21 protein-coding genes are annotated in these 23,069 nt (G+C 39.2%); 19 read left to right on the top strand and 2 right to left on the bottom strand.

Annotated elements, in window-relative coordinates; translation table 11 throughout:
- The first annotated feature begins 62 nt into the window (after positions 1–62).
- The 16 genes from LQ188_RS07685 (at position 63) to LQ188_RS07610 (ending at position 18,402) form a co-directional block, all read left to right on the top strand.
- Positions 63–275, top strand: coding sequence for a twin-arginine translocase TatA/TatE family subunit (locus LQ188_RS07685; protein WP_096338675.1), 213 nt, complete (start codon positions 63–65; stop codon positions 273–275).
- Between the two features lie 114 nt (positions 276–389).
- Positions 390–1,124: a twin-arginine translocase subunit TatC gene (gene tatC / locus LQ188_RS07680; RefSeq protein WP_101221790.1), complete on the top strand. Its 735-nt coding sequence runs from the start codon at positions 390–392 to the stop codon at positions 1,122–1,124.
- Between the two features lie 581 nt (positions 1,125–1,705).
- A complete protein-coding gene (locus tag LQ188_RS07675) occupies positions 1,706–2,338 on the top strand; it encodes a YitT family protein (RefSeq protein ID WP_202190545.1) in 633 nt (210 codons plus the stop codon).
- 371 nt (positions 2,339–2,709) lie between these two features.
- Entirely contained in the window at positions 2,710–4,122 is a 1,413-nt protein-coding gene (locus tag LQ188_RS07670; protein ID WP_101221791.1) for an amino acid permease, read from the top strand.
- 165 nt (positions 4,123–4,287) lie between these two features.
- On the top strand, positions 4,288–4,737 hold the full coding sequence (locus LQ188_RS07665) for a hypothetical protein (protein WP_230176460.1): 450 nt from the start codon (positions 4,288–4,290) through the stop codon (positions 4,735–4,737).
- A 71-nt stretch (positions 4,738–4,808) separates the two neighbouring features.
- On the top strand, positions 4,809–5,639 hold the full coding sequence (gene phnX / locus LQ188_RS07660; protein ID WP_290370104.1) for a phosphonoacetaldehyde hydrolase: 831 nt from the start codon (positions 4,809–4,811) through the stop codon (positions 5,637–5,639).
- Between the two features lie 173 nt (positions 5,640–5,812).
- Positions 5,813–7,576: a sulfoacetaldehyde acetyltransferase gene (gene xsc / locus LQ188_RS07655; protein WP_101221794.1), complete on the top strand. Its 1,764-nt coding sequence runs from the start codon at positions 5,813–5,815 to the stop codon at positions 7,574–7,576.
- Positions 7,577–7,725: 149 nt separating this feature from the next.
- Positions 7,726–9,078: an aminotransferase gene (locus tag LQ188_RS07650; protein ID WP_230176587.1), complete on the top strand. Its 1,353-nt coding sequence runs from the start codon at positions 7,726–7,728 to the stop codon at positions 9,076–9,078.
- 149 nt (positions 9,079–9,227) lie between these two features.
- Entirely contained in the window at positions 9,228–9,977 is a 750-nt protein-coding gene (locus LQ188_RS07645) for a PIG-L family deacetylase (protein WP_230176459.1), read from the top strand.
- A gap of 45 nt (positions 9,978–10,022) precedes the next feature.
- Positions 10,023–11,075 carry a putative sulfate exporter family transporter gene (locus tag LQ188_RS07640; protein ID WP_101221796.1) on the top strand — a complete coding sequence of 351 codons (1,053 nt, stop codon included), beginning with the start codon at positions 10,023–10,025 and terminating at the stop codon, positions 11,073–11,075.
- A 278-nt stretch (positions 11,076–11,353) separates the two neighbouring features.
- Positions 11,354–12,061, top strand: coding sequence for a GntR family transcriptional regulator (locus LQ188_RS07635; RefSeq protein ID WP_101221797.1), 708 nt, complete (start codon positions 11,354–11,356; stop codon positions 12,059–12,061).
- A 418-nt stretch (positions 12,062–12,479) separates the two neighbouring features.
- Positions 12,480–13,895: a sigma 54-interacting transcriptional regulator gene (locus tag LQ188_RS07630; RefSeq protein ID WP_230176458.1), complete on the top strand. Its 1,416-nt coding sequence runs from the start codon at positions 12,480–12,482 to the stop codon at positions 13,893–13,895.
- 431 nt (positions 13,896–14,326) lie between these two features.
- Positions 14,327–15,631, top strand: a complete 1,305-nt coding sequence (locus LQ188_RS07625) for a citrate:proton symporter (protein ID WP_101221799.1) — start codon at positions 14,327–14,329, stop codon at positions 15,629–15,631.
- Between the two features lie 7 nt (positions 15,632–15,638).
- Positions 15,639–16,979: an acyclic terpene utilization AtuA family protein gene (locus LQ188_RS07620; RefSeq protein WP_311735931.1), complete on the top strand. Its 1,341-nt coding sequence runs from the start codon at positions 15,639–15,641 to the stop codon at positions 16,977–16,979.
- Entirely contained in the window at positions 16,960–17,283 is a 324-nt protein-coding gene (locus LQ188_RS07615; RefSeq protein ID WP_101221800.1) for a hypothetical protein, read from the top strand. Before LQ188_RS07620 ends, LQ188_RS07615 begins: the two co-directional genes overlap by 20 nt.
- Before the next feature lie 15 nt (positions 17,284–17,298).
- On the top strand, positions 17,299–18,402 hold the full coding sequence (locus LQ188_RS07610) for a chitobiase/beta-hexosaminidase C-terminal domain-containing protein (RefSeq protein ID WP_230176457.1): 1,104 nt from the start codon (positions 17,299–17,301) through the stop codon (positions 18,400–18,402).
- Between the two features lie 499 nt (positions 18,403–18,901).
- Here LQ188_RS07610 and LQ188_RS07605 read toward each other — a convergent pair whose 3' ends face one another.
- Positions 18,902–19,426, bottom strand: a complete 525-nt coding sequence (locus LQ188_RS07605; RefSeq protein WP_230176586.1) for a divergent PAP2 family protein — start codon at positions 19,424–19,426, stop codon at positions 18,902–18,904.
- A gap of 278 nt (positions 19,427–19,704) precedes the next feature.
- Here LQ188_RS07605 and LQ188_RS07600 point away from each other — a divergent pair, with 278 nt between their 5' ends.
- Entirely contained in the window at positions 19,705–20,058 is a 354-nt protein-coding gene (locus tag LQ188_RS07600) for a hypothetical protein (RefSeq protein ID WP_230176585.1), read from the top strand.
- Positions 20,059–20,087: 29 nt separating this feature from the next.
- Positions 20,088–21,356 carry an erythromycin esterase family protein gene (locus tag LQ188_RS07595; protein ID WP_230176456.1) on the top strand — a complete coding sequence of 423 codons (1,269 nt, stop codon included), beginning with the start codon at positions 20,088–20,090 and terminating at the stop codon, positions 21,354–21,356.
- A 639-nt stretch (positions 21,357–21,995) separates the two neighbouring features.
- On the opposite strand, the gene LQ188_RS07590 is transcribed toward LQ188_RS07595, so the two are convergent.
- Positions 21,996–22,433 (bottom strand): GNAT family N-acetyltransferase, encoded by a 438-nt coding sequence (locus LQ188_RS07590; RefSeq protein WP_101221805.1) that lies wholly within the window; start codon positions 22,431–22,433, stop codon positions 21,996–21,998.
- A gap of 124 nt (positions 22,434–22,557) precedes the next feature.
- Between LQ188_RS07590 and LQ188_RS07585 the strand changes: the two genes are divergently transcribed.
- Positions 22,558–23,010, top strand: a complete 453-nt coding sequence (locus LQ188_RS07585) for a MarR family transcriptional regulator (RefSeq protein WP_063233436.1) — start codon at positions 22,558–22,560, stop codon at positions 23,008–23,010.
- Positions 23,011–23,069: the final 59 nt, after the last annotated feature.

Genomic DNA, 23,069 nt, shown 5'->3' with positions numbered 1-23,069 from the left:
CATTATGATGCTTGAAAAGGATATAGCTAAGAAAAATGAGAAGATCAGAGGAGTGAATAAGAATGCTTTCAAATATAGGAATACCTGGTTTGGTGATTGTACTCGTGATTGCACTGATTATTTTTGGACCGTCCAAACTGCCGGAAATAGGCCGTGCATTTGGCCGGACATTGTCCGAATTCAAAAGTGCAACAAAAGGATTAGTGAATGATACAGAAAAAGAGGATGAAAACGAGAATAAAGCTGCGTTAAGAGCTGTTAAAAAAGAGGGATGAAGTAAATGAGATATAGCGGGCGGAAAGACTCGCCTGCTTCTTTTCATGAAAAGAGTTCGAGGGGAAGTGCCTTTTGCTATAGTGCAAGAAAATGTCTTAGAAGGAGGAGTGAAAGTGGAGAGTAAGGATTTACACGTTATTGAGCATATGGAGGAACTCCGAAGCAGAATCATTAAAACACTGATAGGTTTTGTGGCTTTTTTCATAGTGAGTTTCATATTCGTACAGGATATTTATGAACTGCTCATTAAGGATTTGGAAGGAAAGCTTGCCGTGCTCGGTCCGAGTGAGATCCTATGGGTTTATATGATAATCGCTGGGGTTTGCGCAATAGCTGCAACGATTCCGCTGGCAGCCTATCAGTTATGGCGCTTTGTGGCTCCAGCTTTGAAACCGGAAGAAAGAAGAGTTACATTTCGTTTCATACCTGGGCTGTTCATTTTATTCATCACAGGTATCTCATTTGGATATTTTGTGTTGTTTCCAATAGTGTTGGGTTTCCTCACTTCCCTATCGGCCGGGCAGTTCGAGATGATGTTCACTGCGGAAAAGTATTTTCGGTTCATGATTAATTTGATCTTACCTTTCGGAATTTTATTCGAGATGCCGCTTGTGGTCATGTTCCTGACCAGATTAGGGATCATCAATCCAGCCGTGTTGAAAAAGTCTCGTAAGATTTCTTATTTCGTCCTGGTCATAATCTCGATCCTGATTACGCCTCCAGATATAATTTCGGACATTTTGGTTATCGTCCCTTTGCTTGTGCTTTATGAAGTGAGTGTACAGCTGTCCAATATGGTTTATCGAAAAAGGCTTATGAAAGATGAGTCAGCATTACCTGTAACATGAAAATGATAATCACGACCTATTGAATAAATCATTTCTTAGGAAATAGTTAATGGAACACTAAAAAGTTGAGGGGCATATCCCTCAACTTTTTTATTGCGGAATAATATTTGTTGGAAATAATCGGGAAATTTTCTTTTCATTTGCCTCCTTACATTAATGCTTTTCCTATCTATTTTGTTAGGATTTTTGGGGTGTCATCTTCGAACTATGTCCATTGAAGCGAGCATTATAAGATGACTTCTCGATGTACTACCTGTGCAAATTTAGTTCATTCATTCAGATAACTTTGTACAGAACCTCTACAATGTCTAAATGGTGTTGTGGTGAACAAGGAAATCTTCAACTTTTAAGGGGGATGTTTTATTTTATTTATTAGAAGGAGAGAGGATTCTGGTTAGCGAATTCTTCTAATCACTTGAACAAAAATATGCACCCTACGTAAAATCATTCAAAAAATATCGAAAGGGATAAGGGTCGAACAAATTGGTGTAAGAGATGAATGTGTATCTTATGGTTCAAGTATAAATATATATTTAGGGGGGAAAGCATTATCAAAAAACAAATGGGATGGTGAGAAGTTTATGAAGGATTTGATGAAAATCATCGCAGGAAACATTTCCATGACCTTTGCCTATGCTTATTTAATCGTTCCAAATGAAATTATCAATGGCGGGGTAACTAGTTCGGCATTATTATTGAATGCATTATCGGGTTATAACATTGCCATGCTAGCCAATTTCGTTACAGGGCTACTGTTAATCATTTGTTTAGTTTTTCTAGGGAAAGAGTACTTTTTTAAGTCGATCGTAAGTTCCCTTAGCTATATGGTTTTTTTTAATTTTTTTTATTCATTGAAGATTAATTTCGATATGAATATCGCTTTAGTGATTATCATTTCGTCGATTTTGATAGCGATAGGATATTATTTATGTATAACAGCAAATGCCTCCACTGTTGGTTTTGACGTGATCGCCTTAATTTTGCATCATAAAAATGAAAAAATTGATATTGCAGCGACAATCAGGATCATTAATCTTATAGTACTCATACTGGGCCTTCTTGTTTACGGATTTACTTCGATTGTTAAGGGAATAGCGTTTACATTGTTTTTTTCATTTCTTCTAAAGAAAATGCTGGATAGAAAGCAGAAGGCCGTAAAGTCAGCAGTGGAAAGTGTGTTGGATGAAACCTCCAAGGTTAAAGAATTAAAATGAAAAAAGTGCCGACTAACTGGAGACCGTTTGTTGTATTTAATAATTTTCATTTTGTTATCTAAATATTCTGATTTTTAAATTGACTTTAAAAAAATGAGAGTGTATTATACACATAGAAAGTGGTACTAACATCATGACGTAGTGATGTTATATCTGCTTCGAATTTCAAAATAGCACTAAGGAAGGAGGAACAGTGATATAGAATCTTAATTTCATAGTCATCTCCTGTGTTGTTTTTAAAATGCCATGTTTCCAAGTTCCCACTATCTTTGTGAAATTGTAAAGGACAGGCAGCAGAAAAGCCTTGTTTTTACATTCAAGTAGCGATTATGTTAGTTGATTCCCCAAAATATTGAAAGTTGGGTGAGGGTATGAAACATCAACAGGAAGAACTGAAACCAGGTCTGAAACAAAGACATTTAACGATGATATCTTTGAGTGGAGTCATAGGCGCTGGTTTATTCGTAGGAAGCGGTATCATAATTGGTCAAACGGGCCCCGGGGCGATATTATCATATGTTTTGGCGGGCTTGATCGTTGTTTTAGTCATGAGGATGCTTGGGGAAATGGCCACAGTTAATCCCAATACTGGATCTTTTGCCGTTTATGCAAGAGAGGGGATAGGTGAATGGGCCGGTTTTACAACAGGTTGGTTATATTGGTTCTTTTGGGTTATCGTAATTGCTTTGGAAGCAACAGCTGGAGCAGCAATCATACACAGCTGGCTTCCTTCCGTCCCCGTCTGGGTCATAAGTCTATCATTGATCATCCTATTGAAAATGACGAATATTTTTTCCGTAAAATCGTTTGGTGAATTCGAATACTGGTTTTCAATCATTAAAATAATCAGTATCATACTATTTTTGTGCCTGGGTGTGGCAGTGATATTAGGGTTTATTCCAACGATAAAACCACCTGGCACTTCGAATCTTTTAAATTTTGGCGGTTTTATTCCGAACGGGCTAAGTTCTGTGCTTGTTGGCGTTGCCATTGTTTTTCATGCATTTGTTGGAGTGGAGATTCCAGCGATTGCCGCGGGTGAGACCAGTGACCCGGTAAAATCAGTTAGAAGTGCATTGAATAGTGTCGTTTGGCGAATCCTGATTTTCTATATTGGATCCATCGCGATACTAGTGACGCTATTACCCTGGAATTCGGCTTCTTTGCTGAAAAGTCCATTTGTTGCCGTCCTTGAATTACTGGGAATCCCTTCTGCTGCACTGATCATGAATATAGTGATTCTCATTGCATTGCTATCCTGTTTGAATTCGGGATTATATACGAGTTCACGCATGTTATTTTCACTTGCACAAAAGGGCGACGCTCCAAAGGTATTTTCAAAAGTGAGCAAGAACGGCGTTCCTATATTTGCTGTAGTCGGCTCTACTTTATTTGCCTTTATCAGCACCATTTTCAGTTATGTTTCACCTGATAAAATCTTTTTCTTTTTAGTGAATTCCTCAGGTGGAGTCGGAATTCTTGTTTATCTGGCCATTGCGGTTTCCCATCTCCGATTAAGGAAGAGAATGGAGAAAGAGAATCCCGGAATTTTCAAGATCAAGATGTGGTTATTCCCTTATTTGACTTATGCAACCATAATTTCCATGATCTCCGTGTTGATATTAATGGCCTTTATCGATTCGCAGCGCCCACAGTTTATCTTTACCATGCTATTTAGCTTGATCGTTATCTGTTCATTCTTTTTCATTCGAAGAAAAAAAGCGAAGTCCATGGAGAATGAATTGAATATTGTTTCTGGTTCCCCTAATTCTGAAAAGTTATAGATTTGGCTCTATACATTATAAGGCAATTCTTCTTTTGCTTCTAAGGAACTCCTCAGACAGAATTCTTCAATCACTAATCAGCTAGAATATGATTCCCATAGAAAAAGAGAGTTGTGCCATTAAGTGCTTGGTGCCATCTGTCCTTTAAATCGTGAAGGAGGGATTATGTTGAATGGTTTCCGTGTAATAACTTATGGGGCTGTCCTTGGAGCCATATTGCTGTCAGGCTGCAACAATTCGGCTGAACCGGACGAGGCTCAACAGGAAAATAGTCCAGTCATGAATGAAAATCCCGATTCAAATACGGGTGAAACCCAGGTTATTAAAAATGGTGTCGGCGATGTGATTCGATCCATAAAAGGATTGGATTCTGAAATAAGTATGGAGGCGGATTCAGAGAAAATTCAAGAATTGGGAAAAGAGATCAGTTCTAATTGGGATTCGATAGAAAAGCAAGTGGAGGATGAATACCCAAATTGGTATGAACGGATTGAGAAAAACCTTTACCCATTAATTGGGGAGTCAGGGAATCCGGATAAGGACCTTGAAAAGATGAAACGACTCTCTGAAGCTACTAAAAAAGATCTTCAGTTATTTTTGGAAGAAGTTAACTGAATTTTTTCTATAGCCGGGTTTAGCATGTTTGGTGATTTTTGAGGAGGTAAGGATAAGGAGGGGAGCATAGATTGGAAATTGCAAAAGAATGCAAAGAGGTTCAGGCAGTCATATTTGATTGGGCAGGAACGACGGTGGATTATGGTTGTTTTGCGCCGGTCCAAGCATTTGTCGAGATATTCAGGATAAGGGGGATAGATATTACCATTAGGGAAGCAAGGGAACCTATGGGTTTATTGAAAATGGATCATATAATGGAACTCCTGAAAATGAAACGAATCTCCAATTTATGGATTGCTAAATTCGGGAAAGAACCGGACGAAAGAGATCTAAAATCATTATATAAGGACTTTGAGGCTTTGCTTTTTAAGGTTCTCAAGGAGAACGCCAAGCCAATACCAGGCGTAATTGAATTAGTCAGCCGATTAAGGAAGCAAGGAATAAAAATCGGTTCGACAACAGGGTATACTAGTGAAATGATTGATGTTGTTAAAGAAGAGGCAGAAAAATGGGGCTATCAACCAGATTCCATCGTTGCGTCTACCGAAGTGCCGGCAGGAAGGCCTGCCCCTTGGATGTGCTTTAAGACGGCGATGAATCTCCAAGTGTATCCACTCAGCAAAATCGTTAAAGTCGGCGATACGATCAGTGACATCAAAGAAGGCATTTCTGCGGGAATGTGGACTGTTGCCGTATTGAAGGGCGGCAGTGAAATCGGCCTTTCAGAAGCAGAAATCAACGAAATGGACCCATATGATCTGCAAAAACGGATGAAGCATGCAGAAAATCGTTTTTGGAATGCAGGTGCCGATTTCGTAATTGATGAAATAGGTGATTTATTGGAAATCATCGATAGGATCAACTACAGATTGACAGAAAAAAAGGATACATTCATTGGTTAAAAAGATTCTTATATATGAGTTAGTGACTATAATGGTAAGATACTTTAAATAAATTCAAAATATTCAATTTATTTATTGACTGTTTCATCCAATGGTAGTATTATACATCTTATAACTGGTACGGACGTCGCAACGTCATTATCAGAAATAACTATAATTAAGGAGAATGTGCTATGGTCGAAACAAAAATGTTAAGAGGTACGAAAGTTAAAATGACACCAAGTGAAGCCATCGTTGAGACATTAGTGGCCGAGGGAGTTAAACATATCTCGGGAATTCTGGGATCTGCTTTCATGGATATGCTTGATTTATTGCCAACTGCAGGCATTCGTTTCATTGGTGTCCGCCATGAACAAAGTGCAGCACATATGGAAGATGCATATTGTCGTGTCTCCGGGGTTGCAGGAGTTGTCATCGGGCAAAACGGGCCTGGAATGACGAATATGGTCACCTCTGTTGCAGCGGCCAATCAAGCTCATACTCCTATGGTGGTCATATCACCTTCAGCTGGTACACCAACGGTTGGATGGGATGGTTTTCAAGAATGTGATCAGGTTTCCATCTTCAAGGCCATCACGAAAGAAACGGTTAGAGTGACACACCCTGGCCGGGTCGCTGATTGCCTCAGGACAGCATTTCGGATTGCCTATGCCGAGAGGGGGCCGGTTTTATTCGATATTCCCCGTGATTACTTCTATGGTGAAGTGGAAGATCAAATACTTCAACCACATCAATATCGCGTAGATGAACGGGGATGCGGATCATCTGCATCATTGGATAGAGCAGCTGAAATTTTAGCTGAAGCTGAGTATCCTGTCATCATTTCCGGTAGGGGAACAGTTGATTCGGATGGCATTGAAGAAATTAAGAATATTGCAGAATATTTAACAGCTCCAGTAGCTGTCTCCTATATGCATAATGATGCCTTTCCTGCTGATCATCCATTATCAGTCGGCCCAATCGGTTACATGGGTTCAAAGGCTGCCATGAATACGCTTAAGAAGGCGGACGTCATATTGGCGGTCGGTACTAGATTATCGGTATTTGGAACGCTACCATGCTATGACATTGATTATTTCCCTAAAGATGCGCAAATCATCCAAATAGATATTAACCCGAGGCAAATAGCGAGGACGCACCCTGTGGAAGTTGGGATCATCGGAGATGCCCGTGAAGCTAGCCATGAAATCTTGAAACGGTTGAAGGCTAGTAAACCTAACCTGAAACAAGAAAAAAAGCGGATGGTCGAAGTAACGAATGAAAAACAAAAATGGGAAGAAGAATTGGTGAGACTTGCGATGATCGATGGAACGCCAATCAATCCGCGTCGAGCCCTATTGGAATTGACTAAAGTGTTGCCTGAAAATGCCATCGTTACTACAGATATCGGTAATGTATCGTCAACTGCAAACGCTTACTTAAAGTTCAACCAGAGCCGCAGGCATATCGCTGCCCTTACATTCGGGAACACGGGATTTGCTTACCCATCCGCACTTGGTGCCAAGTTAGCTGAGCCGAATACGCCTGTTTTAGCCATTGTTGGAGATGGAGCGTGGGGCATGAGCTTACATGAAGTGAGTACGGCCGTTGAAGAAAATATACCGGTCATAGCATGTGTCTTCAATAATAATGCATGGTGTGCAGAGAAAAAGAATCAGGTCGACTTTTATAATAACCGTTTTGTAGGGGCGGATATCCAAAATCCTGATTTCGCAGAAGTTGCCCGATCAATGGGTGCTGTTGGTATAAGAGTCGAAAAAGCTGACGAGTTAGGGGCTGTCATTGAAGAAGCAATAAAATCAAATAAACCGACTGTCATTGATATACAAGTCGATGGAACACAATTAGCTCCGCCATTTAGAAAAGATGCATTAAAAATGCCTACTAGATTATTAGAAAAGTATTCTCATTTAGATCATAAAAACTGGGATAAATAATGGTATGAAAATAGAGTGATATGACAGGTGCGATGACTTGAATTTTGGGTCATTGCACCATCACCCATTCGCTCTATAAAGGTCAGTAACAACATGGGAACTCAACTTAATTGCATTCGATGAATAATAAGGGGGTTTCAAAAGTGAAGATGGAAACTGAAACGAAAGACCTTGTTCAAATGGATAAAGACCATTTATGGCATGCGATGCATCGCTATAATGAAAAGGATGCTCCCATGATGGCTACAGAAGGCTCCGGCTCATGGTTCACAGATGCTAAAGGGGATAAATATTTAGATGGGGTTTCCGGTTTGTGGTGCTTGAACCTGGGCCATGGAAGAAAAGAGATTGCCCAGGCAGCGTATGAACAAATGGTTAACTTATCTTACTTCCCTTTAACGTTAAGCCATAAGCCGGCAATCGAATTATCTGCAAAAATAAGTGAGCATTTAAAGGGCTCCTATACAACGTTTTTTACGAACAGCGGCTCTGAGGCGAATGAGACAGCTTTTAAAATAGCCAGGCAATATCATTCCCAAAATGGCAATCAGGGTAAATACAAATTCATCTCTAGGTACAGAGCTTATCATGGCAATACTTTTGGCGCGCTAAGCGCGACCGCACAGGCAAACCGGAGAGTGAAATATGATCCGGCGGTTCCAGGCTTCCTGCATGTGCCACCGCCGTACAATTATCGAAGCCCATTTGGGGAAAACGTTGAAAACTCCGATTTGCTTGCAGCTGAATATATCGATCAGGTCATTAATTTTGAAGGAGCTGAAACGGTAGCGGGTGTTATTCTTGAACCATTCATCTCTGGTGGCGGGGTCCTTATTCCTTCAAAAGAATACTTAACGAGGGTTTCGGAAATCTGTAAGAAGCATGATGTTCTTTTAATTGTGGATGAAGTGGTTTCAGGTTTTGGAAGAACCGGAAAAATGTTTGGGTTCATGCACTCCGATGGCGTTCAACCGGATATTGTAACAATGGCAAAGGGTTTGACCAGCGGTTATCTTCCACTTGGAGCAACGGCAGTGAATTCAAGGATTTATGAGAAATTCAAAGAGAACGGAAAATTAAATCATTTCAGGCATGTGTCAACATATGGAGGTCACCCTGCATCTTGCGCAGTTGCCCTTAAGAACATTGAAATCTTGGAAAATGAAAAAATCGTTCAGCGAGTATCTGAACTTAGTGAGTCGACACTAAGTGAGCTATTTGAATTGACAGCCCTTGATAAAGTAGGGGAAGTTCGGGGAGTAGGGTTTTTATACGGCATTGAATTAGTGGAAGATAAAAAGGCAAAAACACCAGTTTCCGATGAGTTCATGGGTAAAATAATCGGAGCTTGCAAGGAAAAGGGCCTTATCATCGGCCGGAATGGTGATACAGTTCCTGGATATGGCAATGTACTGATCATTGCGCCGCCTTTATCTTCGACCGTTGAAGATTTACGCTTTGTCATAGAAACCGTTAAAACCGTTTTATATGAATTATGCTAACAAAAAAGATGATTAACTTTAGGGTGCTATATTTATAGACAAAAATGAAGATGGGCATGATATGTCTAGCAGCTTTGACATCCATGTCCATTTTTTCATATTGGGTCTAACAGTGTGGGAAAACTGGAGAATCCGGAGTGGGAGGAAATATGCAATCACAACAAAGATTATTGGTGGTTCTGGCACATCCCGATGATGAGTCATTCCTGTGTGGCGGAACCATTGCTAAAATGTCTGAGCAAGGTGTTCATATAACCTTACTATGTGCGACAAAAGGCGAAATGGGCAGGCGCATGGGAAATCCCATTCTTACAACAAGGGAGGCATTGCCTGGACTAAGGGTAAAGGAGTTAAAAAACGCTTGTGAAGAATTGGGGATCAGCGACCTGCGATTTTTAAACGTGAGGGATAAAACGATAGAATTTGAGAGCTTCGATCTATTGGCGGAGAGAATCGTAAAGGTGATACGTGAAGTTCAGCCAGAGGCACTAGTAACATTCCATGAGAAATATGGGGGGCATCCAGACCATTGTGCGATTGGCCGTGCTGCCGAATTTGCTTATCTAAATTCCGGTGATCCCGATTTTTATCCAGATCCAGTATTTCCAGCTTTTAAGGTTCATAGTCTGTACTTTGTCCTTTGGCATGCTTTTTATGATGAATGGTTTAAGGAATACGGGCTGAGCAGGATCACAGAAGTGGATATAGCAGGGACTTTACAGAAAAAGATCCGTGCCTTAAGGGCCCATCGCTCCCAGACTCTAGCAGTTCCTGAATTATGGGGGAATCAAAATCCAAGCTTGCCTTTTTTAAAGGAATCCGAGTATTTTATCAAAGGGAATTCGCCTACCAATATAGAAGAAATCGATTTTTTTAAAACGATTGAAAGGTTGGGATGATTCGTAATTTGGGCATTAGTTTATCTGGAAAGGGGGAAGGAATGTATGGAATTAGAAAAATATGAGCCACTGGAAGAAATACCTCAGGCACAGCAAAAACCGCTTCAAAATAAGGTGCTTTTGTGGCTGAGCGGTATCGCTTTCACCTTTTTTATTGCCCTCTTAGGCTTGGGGCTGTCCAAGATTTCGGGATTCAATCGAATCGGCCCTCTTGCATGCTCGATCATCATTGCCGTGATTTATCGTCAAATTGCGGGATATCCAGAAAAGTTCCGGACGGGAATTGAATTTTCCGCAAAAAAACTTTTGCGTTTTGCCATCATTTTATACGGGTTGAAATTAAATATCGATGTTATTTTCAATCAAGGACTGCCATTGTTGGTACGTGACATAGGGACAGTAACATTTGCCATAGTCGTGATGGTCCTGATTGCAAAGTGGTTTAAGGCAGATGCTTCCATTTCGCTTCTTCTTGCTGTAGGAACCGGTATATGCGGGGCAGCAGCCATCGCAGCCATATCTCCAATCGTGAAAGCGAAGGAAGAGGATACAGCCATCGGCGTTGGGATAATCGCTTTAATGGGAACACTTTTCTCGATTATATATACCCTTTTACGTCCGATTCTTCCGCTGTCTGCTTTGGATTATGGAATCTGGTCTGGGATCAGCCTTCATGAAATCGCCCATGTTGCATTGGCAGGAGCACCGGCTGGTGAAGATGCGCTAGCGATTGCACTACTCGCAAAATTAGGCCGTGTCTTTTTACTTATCCCATTATGTTTCATTTTTATGTATTGGATGAAAAAACGCACATCCGGGAAGATGGGCCATGATGCTAAAATCGATTTTCCATGGTTCCTCGTTGGTTTTATAATCATGAGTTTAATAGGAAGTTATGTGTTTGGAACTTATATTACGGTGTCTCCTCTTGTAATGGATGGCATTTCCAAAACGACTACATTTATATTGACAATGGCAATGATAGGTCTTGGACTGAATGTAAGCCTGCAGGCACTGCGGACAAAAGCCATGCGTCCTCTTTTAGCCATGACCATTACCTCTTTGCTGCTTTCCATCATCTCGTACTTTATCGTTTAATATATAAGCTTTCCATTGATGTCCCAGTTAGATAAGCCTGAAAATGTGATGAATAATGCATATGGATAGCCCTGAATATATTAATCTATTCAGGTTTTTTTTATTCGTCGAAGAAAACGTTTTTGGAAATGTAGGAGTGGAAATTTGATAAAATCCTAATTTAAGGAAAAAAATAAGTGTTGACATGTTTGAATATTATAACTATTTGGTTTACAATATAAGAAATATAAGAACTGATACGAACATTACGATGTCTTTTTCTGTTTGGAGGAAATTTTATGGAGTTAGACTTTAAAAATCCAATCCCTTTACATGCTCAATTGAAAACCATATTGGAAAATCAGATTTTGGAAGGTTATTATAAAGACAAAATCCCTAGTGAAAGGGAACTCATGGATATGTATTCTGTCAGCAGGAGTACTGTACGGGAAGCCGTATCCATCCTGGTTCGTGAGGGAATATTGGAAAAGAGGCATGGAAAGGGAACGTTCGTTTCCCTTAAACCTGTACAAGAATGGCTAAAGATGATAAGTTTCACTGAAACCACTAAAAGCATGGGAATTAAATTACTAGATCATGGCCGTGTAATGACACCTGAAAATATTGCTGATGCAAATGGGTTCGAAGATGAATCTTACCATATTAAAAGGCTGCGGTTACAGGGGGATGTCCCCATAGCCATTGAATTGCATTATTATTCTTTGGACCTAGGAAAAAAATTGACGAAATTCGATTTAAGTACAACCGTATTGTATGATGCACTCGAAGGTGATCTAAACATTGACTTTTGTGAGGCGGAACAAATCATAACCTGCGGCTTTCCAACAAAAGAAGATGCAGAACATTTAGGTATAGCCGAAACGATGTGCTTGTTGATTACAGAACGAATGATTTTTGATTCTGATGGTAATTTAGTAGAGTATTATAAAGGATTATTCCGATCTGATATGTACTCATTCGCAATGAAAATGTCCCGGAAGAATTGATTTTGGGGACATGATATAACCTAAGCCTTTCTAAGAAGTAGAGAGGCTTAGGTTATTTTCGGTTCTAAAGTCATTGTTTTAGTCGGTTTTGAACCGTTTAAAAACTCTAGTCAAAATATTCTAATAAACCCTATTAGCTACAAAATGATGTCCAACGGGTTCAACGTAGTTTTAAGGTAGAAAAATGGCTGATTTTTAACTTAGTAGAGACAATATCTAAGTAATATAGTATTCAACGTACACATTGATAGGACTTTATTTGAAGAAGTGGTTATACACATAACACCACAAAGGAAATGTTCACGAATGAAAAGTTTAGAGATAAAATTAAAGAAATAATCCAGGCGAAAAATGCGAACTAAATGAAGAGGTAATTTTAGATTAACAATAGTATATAAGGGTGAAAGGAGTTAATTCCTTGAAAGAGCAATCAAATTATAAAAACACTGCTTCAATAAGTGAAAATAGCATAGGCTGGTTGAAAGCAATTTTAGAGTCAATCAATGACGGTGTTCTAGTAATTGATCATTATGGGTATGTAAAAATGATAAATCCTGAATATACACGTATTACTGGTGTTACCGCTGATATCATAGGGAAGCCACTGGTTAAATATCGGCCCGGAGCGCAACTTACAAAAACACTAAAAGATTGTCAGTGTCGTGTTGGGGTCTACCGAAAGACAAAAGATCGGGAATATGTGGTCGATATGGCTCCAATTATTCTCAATGAACAGGTGGTTGGCGCTGTGTCCGTCTGTAAAAGCTTAACTGAAGTTCATAAATTGTCACTTGAACTTCAAAAACAAAACGAGAAAGTCCGGCAGCTTAAAAAGCAGATGAGTGCGCTATATAAAGTAAAATACACTTTTGATGACATTATTGGAAAAGATGGCGGGTTGAAGGACGTTGTGTATGTGGCAAAACGGGTATCCGATTCCAACTTTCCAGTTTTAATTATCGGGGAGAGTGGGACAGGAAAAGAATTATTCGCGCAGGCTATTCATCATGAAAGCCATCGTGGTAATAAGCCTTTTATTCCAGTTAATTGTGCATCTATTCCACCTTCTTTATTAGAAAGTGAGTTATTCGGTTATGGAGATGGGGCTTTTACCAATGCAAAAAAGGGCGGTAAAATCGGTTTATTTGAAATGGCAGACCAGGGTACGCTCTTTTTGGATGAAATTGGTGATATGTCATATGATCTCCAAGCTAAGTTACTCAGGGTGTTACAAGAAAGTAAGATCAGAAGAGTAGGAGAAACAGAAGAGCGAGATATTGATGTCAGGATTATTGCCGCTACACACCGTGATTTACAACAGCTTGTAAATAAAAATCATTTTCGCGGAGATTTGTTTTATAGACTTAATGTTATAAGCTTAAAGATAGCACCTCTTCGGGAACGAAGAGAGGATATCCCTGAACTGGTTCATTCATTGCTTCGTTCGTCATTAACTCCATCAGCAAGGGATGGTTCTATGTACACGATTGACGAACAAACTTTAGAATTTATACGGTCATATGATTGGCCTGGCAATGTTCGAGAATTGAGGAATGTTATCGACTATGCAACTTGTATGGCGGAAGGAATGGAAATTAAGTTCCACCACTTACCCGATGTAATGATGAAGCTTGAATTGAATGGCTTAGATTTTTCTTTAAAACCAAACGGTCATACACTAAAAGACATAACAGAAGAAGCAGAATCAAAATACATTCAAGAAATTTTGGGGAAGTTCGGAAATGATATGGAAGGAAGAAAAAAAACAGCAAATTCTTTAGGGGTGTCTTTGGCCACCTTATATAATAAAATGAAAAAATACCATATTATTTAAAGGGATTTCTAAAAAATTAGAATAATATCAATAGGTTTCTAAAAAATTAGAAATCCACCAAGGCCATAGAATCAGGGGATAAAATAATTTATTTGAGAATGATTAGTTATAATTTCTAAAAAATTAGAAATTGAATTAACTATAAAGGAAAGCGCTATCAATAAAGTGCTTTCTTTTTTTGTTTTTTAATTTTCTTAGTGAGTATATAAATAACTGATAAATCAGCTTAGCGTGAACAAACATCTAAGAAAATCTAACTTAATTCAATCAAACTTTCTTTGTTTAGGCATGGTTCTTGCAATGAGTAAGGTACACAGCAAAATTCTTATAGAAAGGGCAATGGAATCTTTAGTAAATATGCCTCGTGGGGGATTTTTTTCAGCTGAAGTATATAAGTAAACATTCAGTTCACGACACAGTGGGGGGATTTTATGTTAGCTATTTTAGGTTGCTTGACAATAGGAGTTTTCCTGTACCTTATTATGACAAAACGTTTATCGGTCTTAATTGCTCTGGTGTTGGTGCCGATCGTATTTGCTTTGATTGGCGGATTTGGCTTGGGGATAGGAGAAATGATGCTAGCGGGTATCGAAAAGGTTGCTCCTACCGGAATTATGGTGGCTTTTGCTGTTTTATATTTTGGTCTGATGATGGACACGGGTTTGTTTGATCCAATCGTATCTAAGATGCTTCTTATCGTGAAAGGAGATCCCTTAAAAGTGGTGGTGGGCACGGCTGTTATCACGATGCTTGTATCGTTAGATGGGGATGGTGCTTCAACTTTTATGATTACTGTTTCGGCCTTACTACCTCTCTATAAGAGATTGAAGATGAACCCTCTGATTTTAGCAGGTGTAGTGGCTCTGGGAGCCGGTGTCATGAATCTTGCACCATGGGGCGGTCCAACAGCAAGGGCGATGGCAACATTAAATGTCACTTCTGCTCAACTATTTAATCCTATTCTACCTGCTATGGTTGCAGGTATCCTATGGGTGTTGTTTTCATCCTATTTGCTTGGAAAAAGAGAAAGGGAAAGATTAGGGATTATAGATTTGGAGGAAAAGGACAACATAGCTTTTCAAGAATTAGCGGTAACGACATTAGAATTTAAACGCCCCCAACTTTTTTGGTTCAATCTTATTTTGACACTGATTCTTCTCATCGCTTTAATCAAAGTATGGCTGCCACTTCCTACCTTGTTTATTATTGCTTTTACAATTGCTTTATTGGTGAATTACCCAAACCAAAAACAACAGCTGGAGCGTATTACAAGTCACGCAAATAACGTTGTTATGGTTTCGACCATGATTTTTGCGGCGGGGATTTTTACCGGTATTTTGACCGGGACAAAAATGATTGATGCTATGGCGCTTTCAATGGTTTCGGTTATTCCTGAAGCGATGGCGGGCTACTTACCAATTTTGACAGCGATCACAAGCATGCCACTTAGTTTAGTTTTTACACCGGATGCTTACTATTTTGGAGTTTTACCTATCATAAGTCAAACCGCTTCTACTTTTGGAATTGATCCCATTGAAGTTGGCCGGGCAGCTATATTGGGGCAAATGACAACCGGCTTCCCATTAAGTCCATTAACTGCCTCTACGTTTATTCTTATCGGAATGACAGGCGTTGATTTAGGGGATCATCAGCGTTTTATTTTTAAATGGGCATTTGGAACAACGATTATCATGACTATCGTAGCCCTGCTAACAGGAGCTATTACTATTATTTGAGGTGATTATGTTGATTAGAATAGGTTCAGGTGCAGGATTTTCAGGTGATCGGTTGGAACCCGCATTACTTCTTGCAGAAAAAGGGAATTTGGATTATCTAGTTTTGGAATGTTTGGCTGAACGGACAATCGCGCTGGCACACAAGCGAAAAAAAGAGAATTCTTCATTAGGATATGATCCGCTGCTTGAAAAGAGGATGGAGATATTACTTCCAACACTCATTCAAAATGGTGTGCGGTTAATTACAAATATGGGAGCAGCCAACCCGGTCAGTGGCGCTGAAAAGGTAATTGAAATTGCCCAACGACTAGGTCTTTCTATTAAAGTCGCGGCTGTGACAGGAGATGATGTATCGTCATTCCTAGATACAGATGCACTGTCTATGGAAACAAATATGCCTCTACATTCATGTGGCCCAATTTTATCGGCAAATGCCTATCTCGGTGTGGAAGCTATTTTACCTGCGTTAGAAAAAGAAGCAGACATTATTCTGACGGGGAGAGTGGCGGATCCATCCTTATTTTTAGCTCCAATGGTTCACCACTTCGGGTGGTCGGTTGACGATACAGATTTGATTGCACAGGGAACCATTATTGGCCACCTTTTGGAATGCGGTGGTCAAATTGCTGGAGGTTATTACGCAGATCCGGGAAAAAAGGATGTTCCACACCTGGAGAACTTAGGATTTCCGTATGCGGAGGTACGAGCAGACGGTTCTGCCTTGATTACAAAAATTTCAAATACAGGTGGAGTTATCAATCTAATGACGGCGAAAGAACAGCTTTTATATGAAGTCACAAATCCGAACGAATACATTACACCTGATGTAATTGCCGACTTTATGTCAGTAAAGCTTCGCGAGGCAGGGAAGGATCGAATTGAAGTAACAGGAGGGAAAGGAAAGAAACGGCCGGAAACGTTAAAAGTAAGCGTCGGTTACCATGCAGGGTTTATTGGAGAAGGAGAAATTTCATATGCAGGTTCAAATGCATGGGGACGAGCCCAACTAGCTGGAGACGTTATGAGAAAGAGACTTGAGAAGAGTTTTGATGAGTTGCGGATTGATTATATCGGTGTTTCATCCACACACCGGAATACCTTTGGACGATGGAATGAACCATACGAAGTCCGTCTAAGGGTAGCAGCTAAAGCACAAAGTCTAAGCGAAGCCGCTAAAATTGGTGAAGAGGTTGAATCTCTTTACACAAACGGGCCAGCCGGTGGAGGAGGAGCAAGAAAGTATACACACGAAGTTTTAGGAATTGTTTCTTCACTGCTTCCTCGTGAAGAAATTGAAGTGAGTGTTGTAATAAAGGAGAGTGTACTGCATGAAGAAAAAACTATATGAGCTTGCCCACAGTCGCGCTGGTGATAAAGGGAATATTTTGATGCTTTCGCTTATTCCATATCAGGAAAAAGACTATTCCCTTTTATGCAAAGAAGTAACAATAGACAGAGTAAAACAACATTTTAAGGACATTGTTGATGGTGAAATTTTTCGATACGAGGTTCCAAATATCGCTGCTCTTCAGTTCGTTTGCCATCAAGCTTTGCTTGGCGGAGTTACAATATCACTCGGTATGGATACGCATGGGAAAAGTTTGAGTTACGCCTTATTGGAGATGGAAATAGAGGTACAGGAAGCTTTATAGAAGGAGGATGAAAAAATGGCGAAATTTATAAATAGTATTTTGATGTTACTGCTTATTTTAACATTATTTACTGTGCCTGTTTTTGCAAAAAGCAATCATATAAACAGTAAAGTGGCAGAACCAACGGCTTCTTCTGAATCGGGTAACTATTATGGGGAACAAAAGGTAGTCTTGAATTCAACGTCGCCTGGAGCAAAGATTTATTACTCGACAGATGGAAGTATTCCTACAGATAAAAGCACTTTATATATAGAGGCGATTCGCATTAATAACGATTCGATAATTAAAGCTATCGCGATAAGGGGAAAAGTAAAAAGTAAAGGGTCAACTGTAAAGACTAAGAAACATCAAAGCGATGTCGCTGAGTTTACTTACACATTCGAGACCAGGGGCTCGATCGCTGAAAAGTTTTTAGAATTCACCTATAAATCGATGCCGTACCGTCTATACGTACCTGAAAATTATAATCCAAATACATCTTATCCGCTCGTTTTGTTCTTACACGGGGGTGGGGAACGAGGAAATGATAATGAGAAGCAATTGATGGCTAACGACGGTGCCGTTATCTGGGCGGCACCTGAAAATCAAGCTAAGCATCCATCTTTTATTTTAGCTCCTCAATCGCGTAATGTTCCTGATGGTGGATTCACGATTACCAGAGATGTTAATAACATTGTTAATTTAAGCAGAGTATTCGAAGTGTCCGAGGATCTTAAAATGGCATACGAAGTTTTGCAACACGTAAGAGGAGAATATAATATCGATCCAAACCGACTTTATTCCACAGGGGTGTCTCAGGGTGGTTTTGGTACATTCAATATGAATATGGAACATCCTGATACATTTGCAGCGATGGTCCCAATAGCGGGAGGGGCTGATCCTGCTAAGGCCCATCTAATCAAACACGTACCAATCTGGGCATTTCATGCAAAAGACGATTCAGTCATCCCTGTTTCATATTCAAGAAATATTATAGATGCTATTAAAAGTAATGGAGGAGAACCAATATACACTGAATATAAATCAAAAATGAATTATGACCATGCATCATGGATACCCGCCTATGAAAATGAAAAAATGATAGAGTGGGTATTCCAGCAGGTAAAGTCTTCGAATTGAATTTTGTGTAAAAAGGATTTAATAACTATCTACAAATGATTAAAGTTAACGAAAAAGCCTCTAACACTTAGAGGTTTTTCTGTTTTAACGGCCGCAAGAAGGACAAGATATGACGCGTTTTTTATTGATTTATCGAATTAATAAAAATGATGTCGTCTAGTTTTCTGCAAAAAACCTTCAAGTTATCTTAAGAAATCGATTTTATAGTTAATGCAAAAAGGATCTTCGATGTGGAGATCCTTTTATACTGCTTCTTCAACGTTAATTTTAGTAGTTGAAGAAACAGCGTTACTTTAATAAATATCATAGTACATCTATGAGAGCTTAGTTGACACTCCTATTCGTTAAGCAGGTTAAATTATTAGTAATGTCTATGTTAATAACCTAGACATTTTTTTTTATTTTCATGCTAAAAATATCTATATATGTTGGAAATTTAAAAATCTTGACGATCTTTTTTTTTAGACTCTTCCTTATCTTGTACCTTACATACCTTATTTCAAGATCTAGAATATCTATGCTTGCCCAACGTTTTCAGCCGTTTGGTTTTTGAGGGCTTGTCATCCTCCAATTTAGCTGAGATAAGCCCAAGTACCACTCCAAGCAACGCACCTGCCCCCACTTCCACAGGCTGATGTCCGAGCAGTTCATTCAGTTCCTTCTCACGCTCCACAAACTCAAAGCTCGGAAACTCTCCCGAAAATTTCGCCATATTATCTTCAAGATCATTCACAAGCTTAGCAATTTCACCTGTATGGCGCCGAATCCCCTGAGCATCATACATCACAATCACGCCAAACACTGTCGCAAGAGCTGTTTCCGTATGCAGCCATCCTTTATTAGCTGCCACATAGGATGCCAGTGCGGCCACACCGGCAGAGTGCGAACTAGGCATGCCACCTGTTGTGAAAGCCTGCTTCAAGTCCCACTTTCCCGTCAGCTTATAATGCGTTAAAATTTTCAGTCCTTGCGCAATGCCGATCGCCGAAAGCGCCGTTAAAATTCCCCGATTCATCTTTTCCATGAGCAACTCCTCCACTCCAGACCAGTCCAACCCAATCCAGGATTTTATCTTCCCTCTTTTGATACCCCAATAATAATTTTTATATGCAGCAGTTCCATGATTATCGGCATTTAATAACAGCCTGCTTAATTTCCGACCTAGGGGGTTCTGACTTGCTTTTTTCGGAGAAGGTCACCATTTTATAATAATATTTATAGGATGGGTCACTTAAGGAAAATATATAACGGAAGATTATTAACAGGTGTTAAGGTGGCAATGGGATGAACAAGATCAAGGATATGAATCCGGAAGAGTTAAAAAAGATCATGACGGTAACCGAGCGAATGTCTTTCACAAAAAACTTCAGGTCTGCTACTGCTGAAGAATGGTTTGTTTTCATTCCCGGCTTTAATGATCCAGTTACTGGAGGAGCTGCTGGAAAGGCTATAGTTCACTACAATCTATATGGAAACAAAGATATGTTCATTAACACGACGGTCATTCTGGATGACCCTGTTTTATTTGAGGTGAAAAACTTTCAGCTGGTTTACTCTATTTGTGATGAACTTATAAATCGTCTCGTGGGATACGCTGATACTTTACTTTCCGTTCACGCAGGTTCAAATTCTTACAATGCTGAGTATAAACGATAATGTTCGTAAGAGAACAAGGAGGAAAAACAGTGCATCATAATCTGGTTCAGTCAATAATCGAACAATCAGTCATGCTTAAAAGTGAAGCGGATTGGGATAAACTCGTTGAACAAGTCAATAAATCCAAATTTGTTTTGCTGGGTGAGGCATCACATGGAACATCCGAGTTTTACACGGCCCGAGTTGAAATTACAAAAAAACTGATTCAAGAAAAAGGGTTCACCTTTGTAGCCGTTGAAGGCGATTGGCCCGCATGCCAGGCAATCAATAGGTATGTTAAAGGCTATGACCTAGTGACTAAATCGGCAAGGGATGTGCTTAAAAGTTTTAACCGCTGGCCGACATGGATGTGGGCAAACGAGGAAATGATCGACCTGATTGAATGGATGAAAGAATACAATGAGTCCGGACAAAATCAAACGAAAGTTGGATTTTATGGGATAGATATTTATAGTCTTTGGGAATCCATGGATGAAGTTATCCATTACTTAAAACAAATTGATTCACCTGACCTCGAGGCTGCCAGACAGGCGTTCACATGTTTTGAGCCATTCAATCGGAATAATGAGGAGTACGCAGTTTCCGCAGGCATTTTTTCAGAAGACTGTATAGATGAGGTTGCCAAATTGCTGACGACTATTCAACGAAAAAAAGAAAAATACCCTCATCATGAAGAATTGAATTTGAACCTTCAAGTGAATGCATTGGTAGCGTATAATGCAGAAAATTATTACAGGACGATGGTGGTTCATGATGATAAATCATGGAATATTCGAGATATGCATATGGTGGATGCGCTTAATGAAATTATGGATTTTTACGGTTCTGAAGGCAAGGCGATTGTATGGGAACATAATACCCATGTTGGCGATGCCAGCGCTACAGATATGAGAGATTCCGGGATGATTAACGTCGGCCAGGTCATTCGTGAACAAAACTCAACTGAAGATGTATTTATCACAGGTTTCGGAACCTATAGGGGAACCGTTATTGCAGCAGATGAATGGGGCAAGGATTTTGAAATAAAAACAGTACCACCGGCTATGAATGGAAGTTGGGAGGAGGCTATGCACCTTTCAGGCGCGTATGATAAGTTGCTCATTTTCACCGATGAAAATCGTCAGCTATTCCAAGATAGAATTGGACATCGGGCTATCGGGGTTGTATACCGACCGGAATATGAACAATACGGAAACTATGTACCTTCTGTAATGTCAGATAGATATGATGCTTTTGTTTACATTGATGAAACGCAGGCCCTTCACCCGCTTGTTCATGAAAAAGCACCCGTTATGTAAAATAGACAAAGCCATATATAACTTTCGTGTTATAAATGGCTTTATCTTTTGTTCGTGCTTATTCTTAACAACGCTGCCTTTTATTTTAAGACTTATGAAAAGCTAATGAAATCGTTGCGTGCAAAGCGATTTAATATTTAAATTAAAAACCATTCTTTTAAGGAAGGTTTTTAACTTGATATCTATTTGCAGAAGGGCATCCTAAACAGACGGTGTAATAAAGAAAGAGGTAAAATGACAAAGACAGTGCGAGATGACTACACCTGAAAAGACTGATACATCAGCTTTTTTTCTTTGTTTGAAAATTAACTAGTACCAATTATGTAGAAAACAATTGACCTAGACCATATTAAATGGAACAGGTGTGCCAGACTCCTGCGGGAAAAGCGCGTCAAAGGGGAGACCCAGCAGGCGCAAAGGCGCCGAGGAGGCCCCGGTTTTACGAACACATAAAACTGTAGACAAACTTGATTTTCATCGAGTTTGTCTACAGATTGAGAAGACTAAAAATAGTCTTTTTTTATATTTACAAATTATTCAACGTAAGTATATTTTATGGTTAAAGAACATCCAAGTGTAAATAATATGATCCCAATCAAATTAGGTTAATGTTTGTTTTACCCACATTTAGCACACTTTTCATTCATTAATTCTTTTTATCATTAAAAGATGTGGACCGCCATCTTCCATAAAGACATCGGATGAAGTCTGATAGCCGAGTTTTTTATAAAAACCCTCTGCCTGTGTTTGCCCATGTAATTTCACCTGGGATATTTCCTTTTTCTTTGCGATTTCTTCCAACGTTTTAATTATTATTTTTCCAAGACCAAACTTACGGTAGGGCTCTAAGATGCAAATTCTCTCCAATTTTCCTAAACCATCAACAACTCTTAACCTACCAGTTCCGACTGGTTTTTCATTATAATAGACTAATATGTGTTCAGATAAAGCATTAAGTGTATCGTATTCATCAAATTCACTTTCTAAAGCGAAGCCTTGTTCCTCAACAAATACCTCTTTTCTGATTTGAAAGGCTACTTTTAAATCACTTTCTGTAGTTATTCTCTTTGAATCCAATGTTCTTCATCCCTTTTCTAGATTTATTCAGTAAGACAAGTCATAATATATGTATAACTTTTTTATAGTATATACGAAATTAATTTTGTTGTAAATACAACAAAAAAAGTCAGGGGCTTTTTGAATGAAGGAAATACTCCGTGAAATTGGAATGATAGCAAGGGCATTGGACTCTATAAGTAATATCGAATTTAAAGAATTTGACCTAACAAAAGGGCAGTATTTGTATCTTGTTCGAATATGTGAAAATCCAGGAATCATTCAGGAAAAGTTAGCAGAGATGATTAAGGTTGACCGGACGACAGCAGCTCGGGCCATTAAAAAACTTGAAATTCAAGGGTTTATTGAAAAGAAAAATGATGAGGAAAACAAAAAAATTAAAAAGTTATATGCTACCGATAAAGGTGAGAAGGTTTATCCCTTTTTGAAAAAAGAAGGAGAGTACACCGACAAGGTTGCATTATCGGGATTTTCTTTGGAAGAGACGGAAACGATGTTTCATCTTCTTCAAAGGGTCAGAAAAAATATTGAGGTAGATTGGGAATTTGTGAAAAAGGGCAATAAAAGGGGGTATTGATACGCTTATAAGTTATTACAGATTCATGAATGGAATGGTATTGGATAAGAATTTTATAA

It is taken from the genome of Peribacillus sp. Bi134 (assembly GCF_918698065.1).
Lineage (GTDB): Bacteria > Bacillota > Bacilli > Bacillales > DSM-1321 > Peribacillus.
Note: the sequence above shows the minus strand (reverse complement) of the source record. Positions and strands in the feature narration are given on the sequence as shown.

Bases quoted from the DNA above. Each gene is read 5' to 3' on its own strand.
- LQ188_RS07685 (WP_096338675.1), top strand. From the start codon at position 63: ATGCTTTCAAATATAGGAATACCTGGTTTGGTGATTGTACTCGTGATT.
- LQ188_RS07675 (WP_202190545.1), top strand. From the start codon at position 1,706: ATGAAGGATTTGATGAAAATCATCGCAGGAAACATTTCCATGACCTTT.
- LQ188_RS07670 (WP_101221791.1), top strand. From the start codon at position 2,710: ATGAAACATCAACAGGAAGAACTGAAACCAGGTCTGAAACAAAGACAT.
- LQ188_RS07665 (WP_230176460.1), top strand. From the start codon at position 4,288: ATGTTGAATGGTTTCCGTGTAATAACTTATGGGGCTGTCCTTGGAGCC.
- xsc (WP_101221794.1), top strand. From the start codon at position 5,813: ATGGTCGAAACAAAAATGTTAAGAGGTACGAAAGTTAAAATGACACCA.
- LQ188_RS07650 (WP_230176587.1), top strand. From the start codon at position 7,726: ATGGAAACTGAAACGAAAGACCTTGTTCAAATGGATAAAGACCATTTA.
- LQ188_RS07645 (WP_230176459.1), top strand. From the start codon at position 9,228: ATGCAATCACAACAAAGATTATTGGTGGTTCTGGCACATCCCGATGAT.
- LQ188_RS07640 (WP_101221796.1), top strand. From the start codon at position 10,023: ATGGAATTAGAAAAATATGAGCCACTGGAAGAAATACCTCAGGCACAG.
- LQ188_RS07635 (WP_101221797.1), top strand. From the start codon at position 11,354: ATGGAGTTAGACTTTAAAAATCCAATCCCTTTACATGCTCAATTGAAA.
- LQ188_RS07625 (WP_101221799.1), top strand. From the start codon at position 14,327: ATGTTAGCTATTTTAGGTTGCTTGACAATAGGAGTTTTCCTGTACCTT.
- LQ188_RS07620 (WP_311735931.1), top strand. From the start codon at position 15,639: ATGTTGATTAGAATAGGTTCAGGTGCAGGATTTTCAGGTGATCGGTTG.
- LQ188_RS07615 (WP_101221800.1), top strand. From the start codon at position 16,960: ATGAAGAAAAAACTATATGAGCTTGCCCACAGTCGCGCTGGTGATAAA.
- LQ188_RS07610 (WP_230176457.1), top strand. From the start codon at position 17,299: ATGGCGAAATTTATAAATAGTATTTTGATGTTACTGCTTATTTTAACA.
- LQ188_RS07605 (WP_230176586.1), bottom strand. From the start codon at position 19,426: ATGGAAAAGATGAATCGGGGAATTTTAACGGCGCTTTCGGCGATCGGC.
- LQ188_RS07600 (WP_230176585.1), top strand. From the start codon at position 19,705: ATGAATCCGGAAGAGTTAAAAAAGATCATGACGGTAACCGAGCGAATG.
- LQ188_RS07585 (WP_063233436.1), top strand. From the start codon at position 22,558: ATGAAGGAAATACTCCGTGAAATTGGAATGATAGCAAGGGCATTGGAC.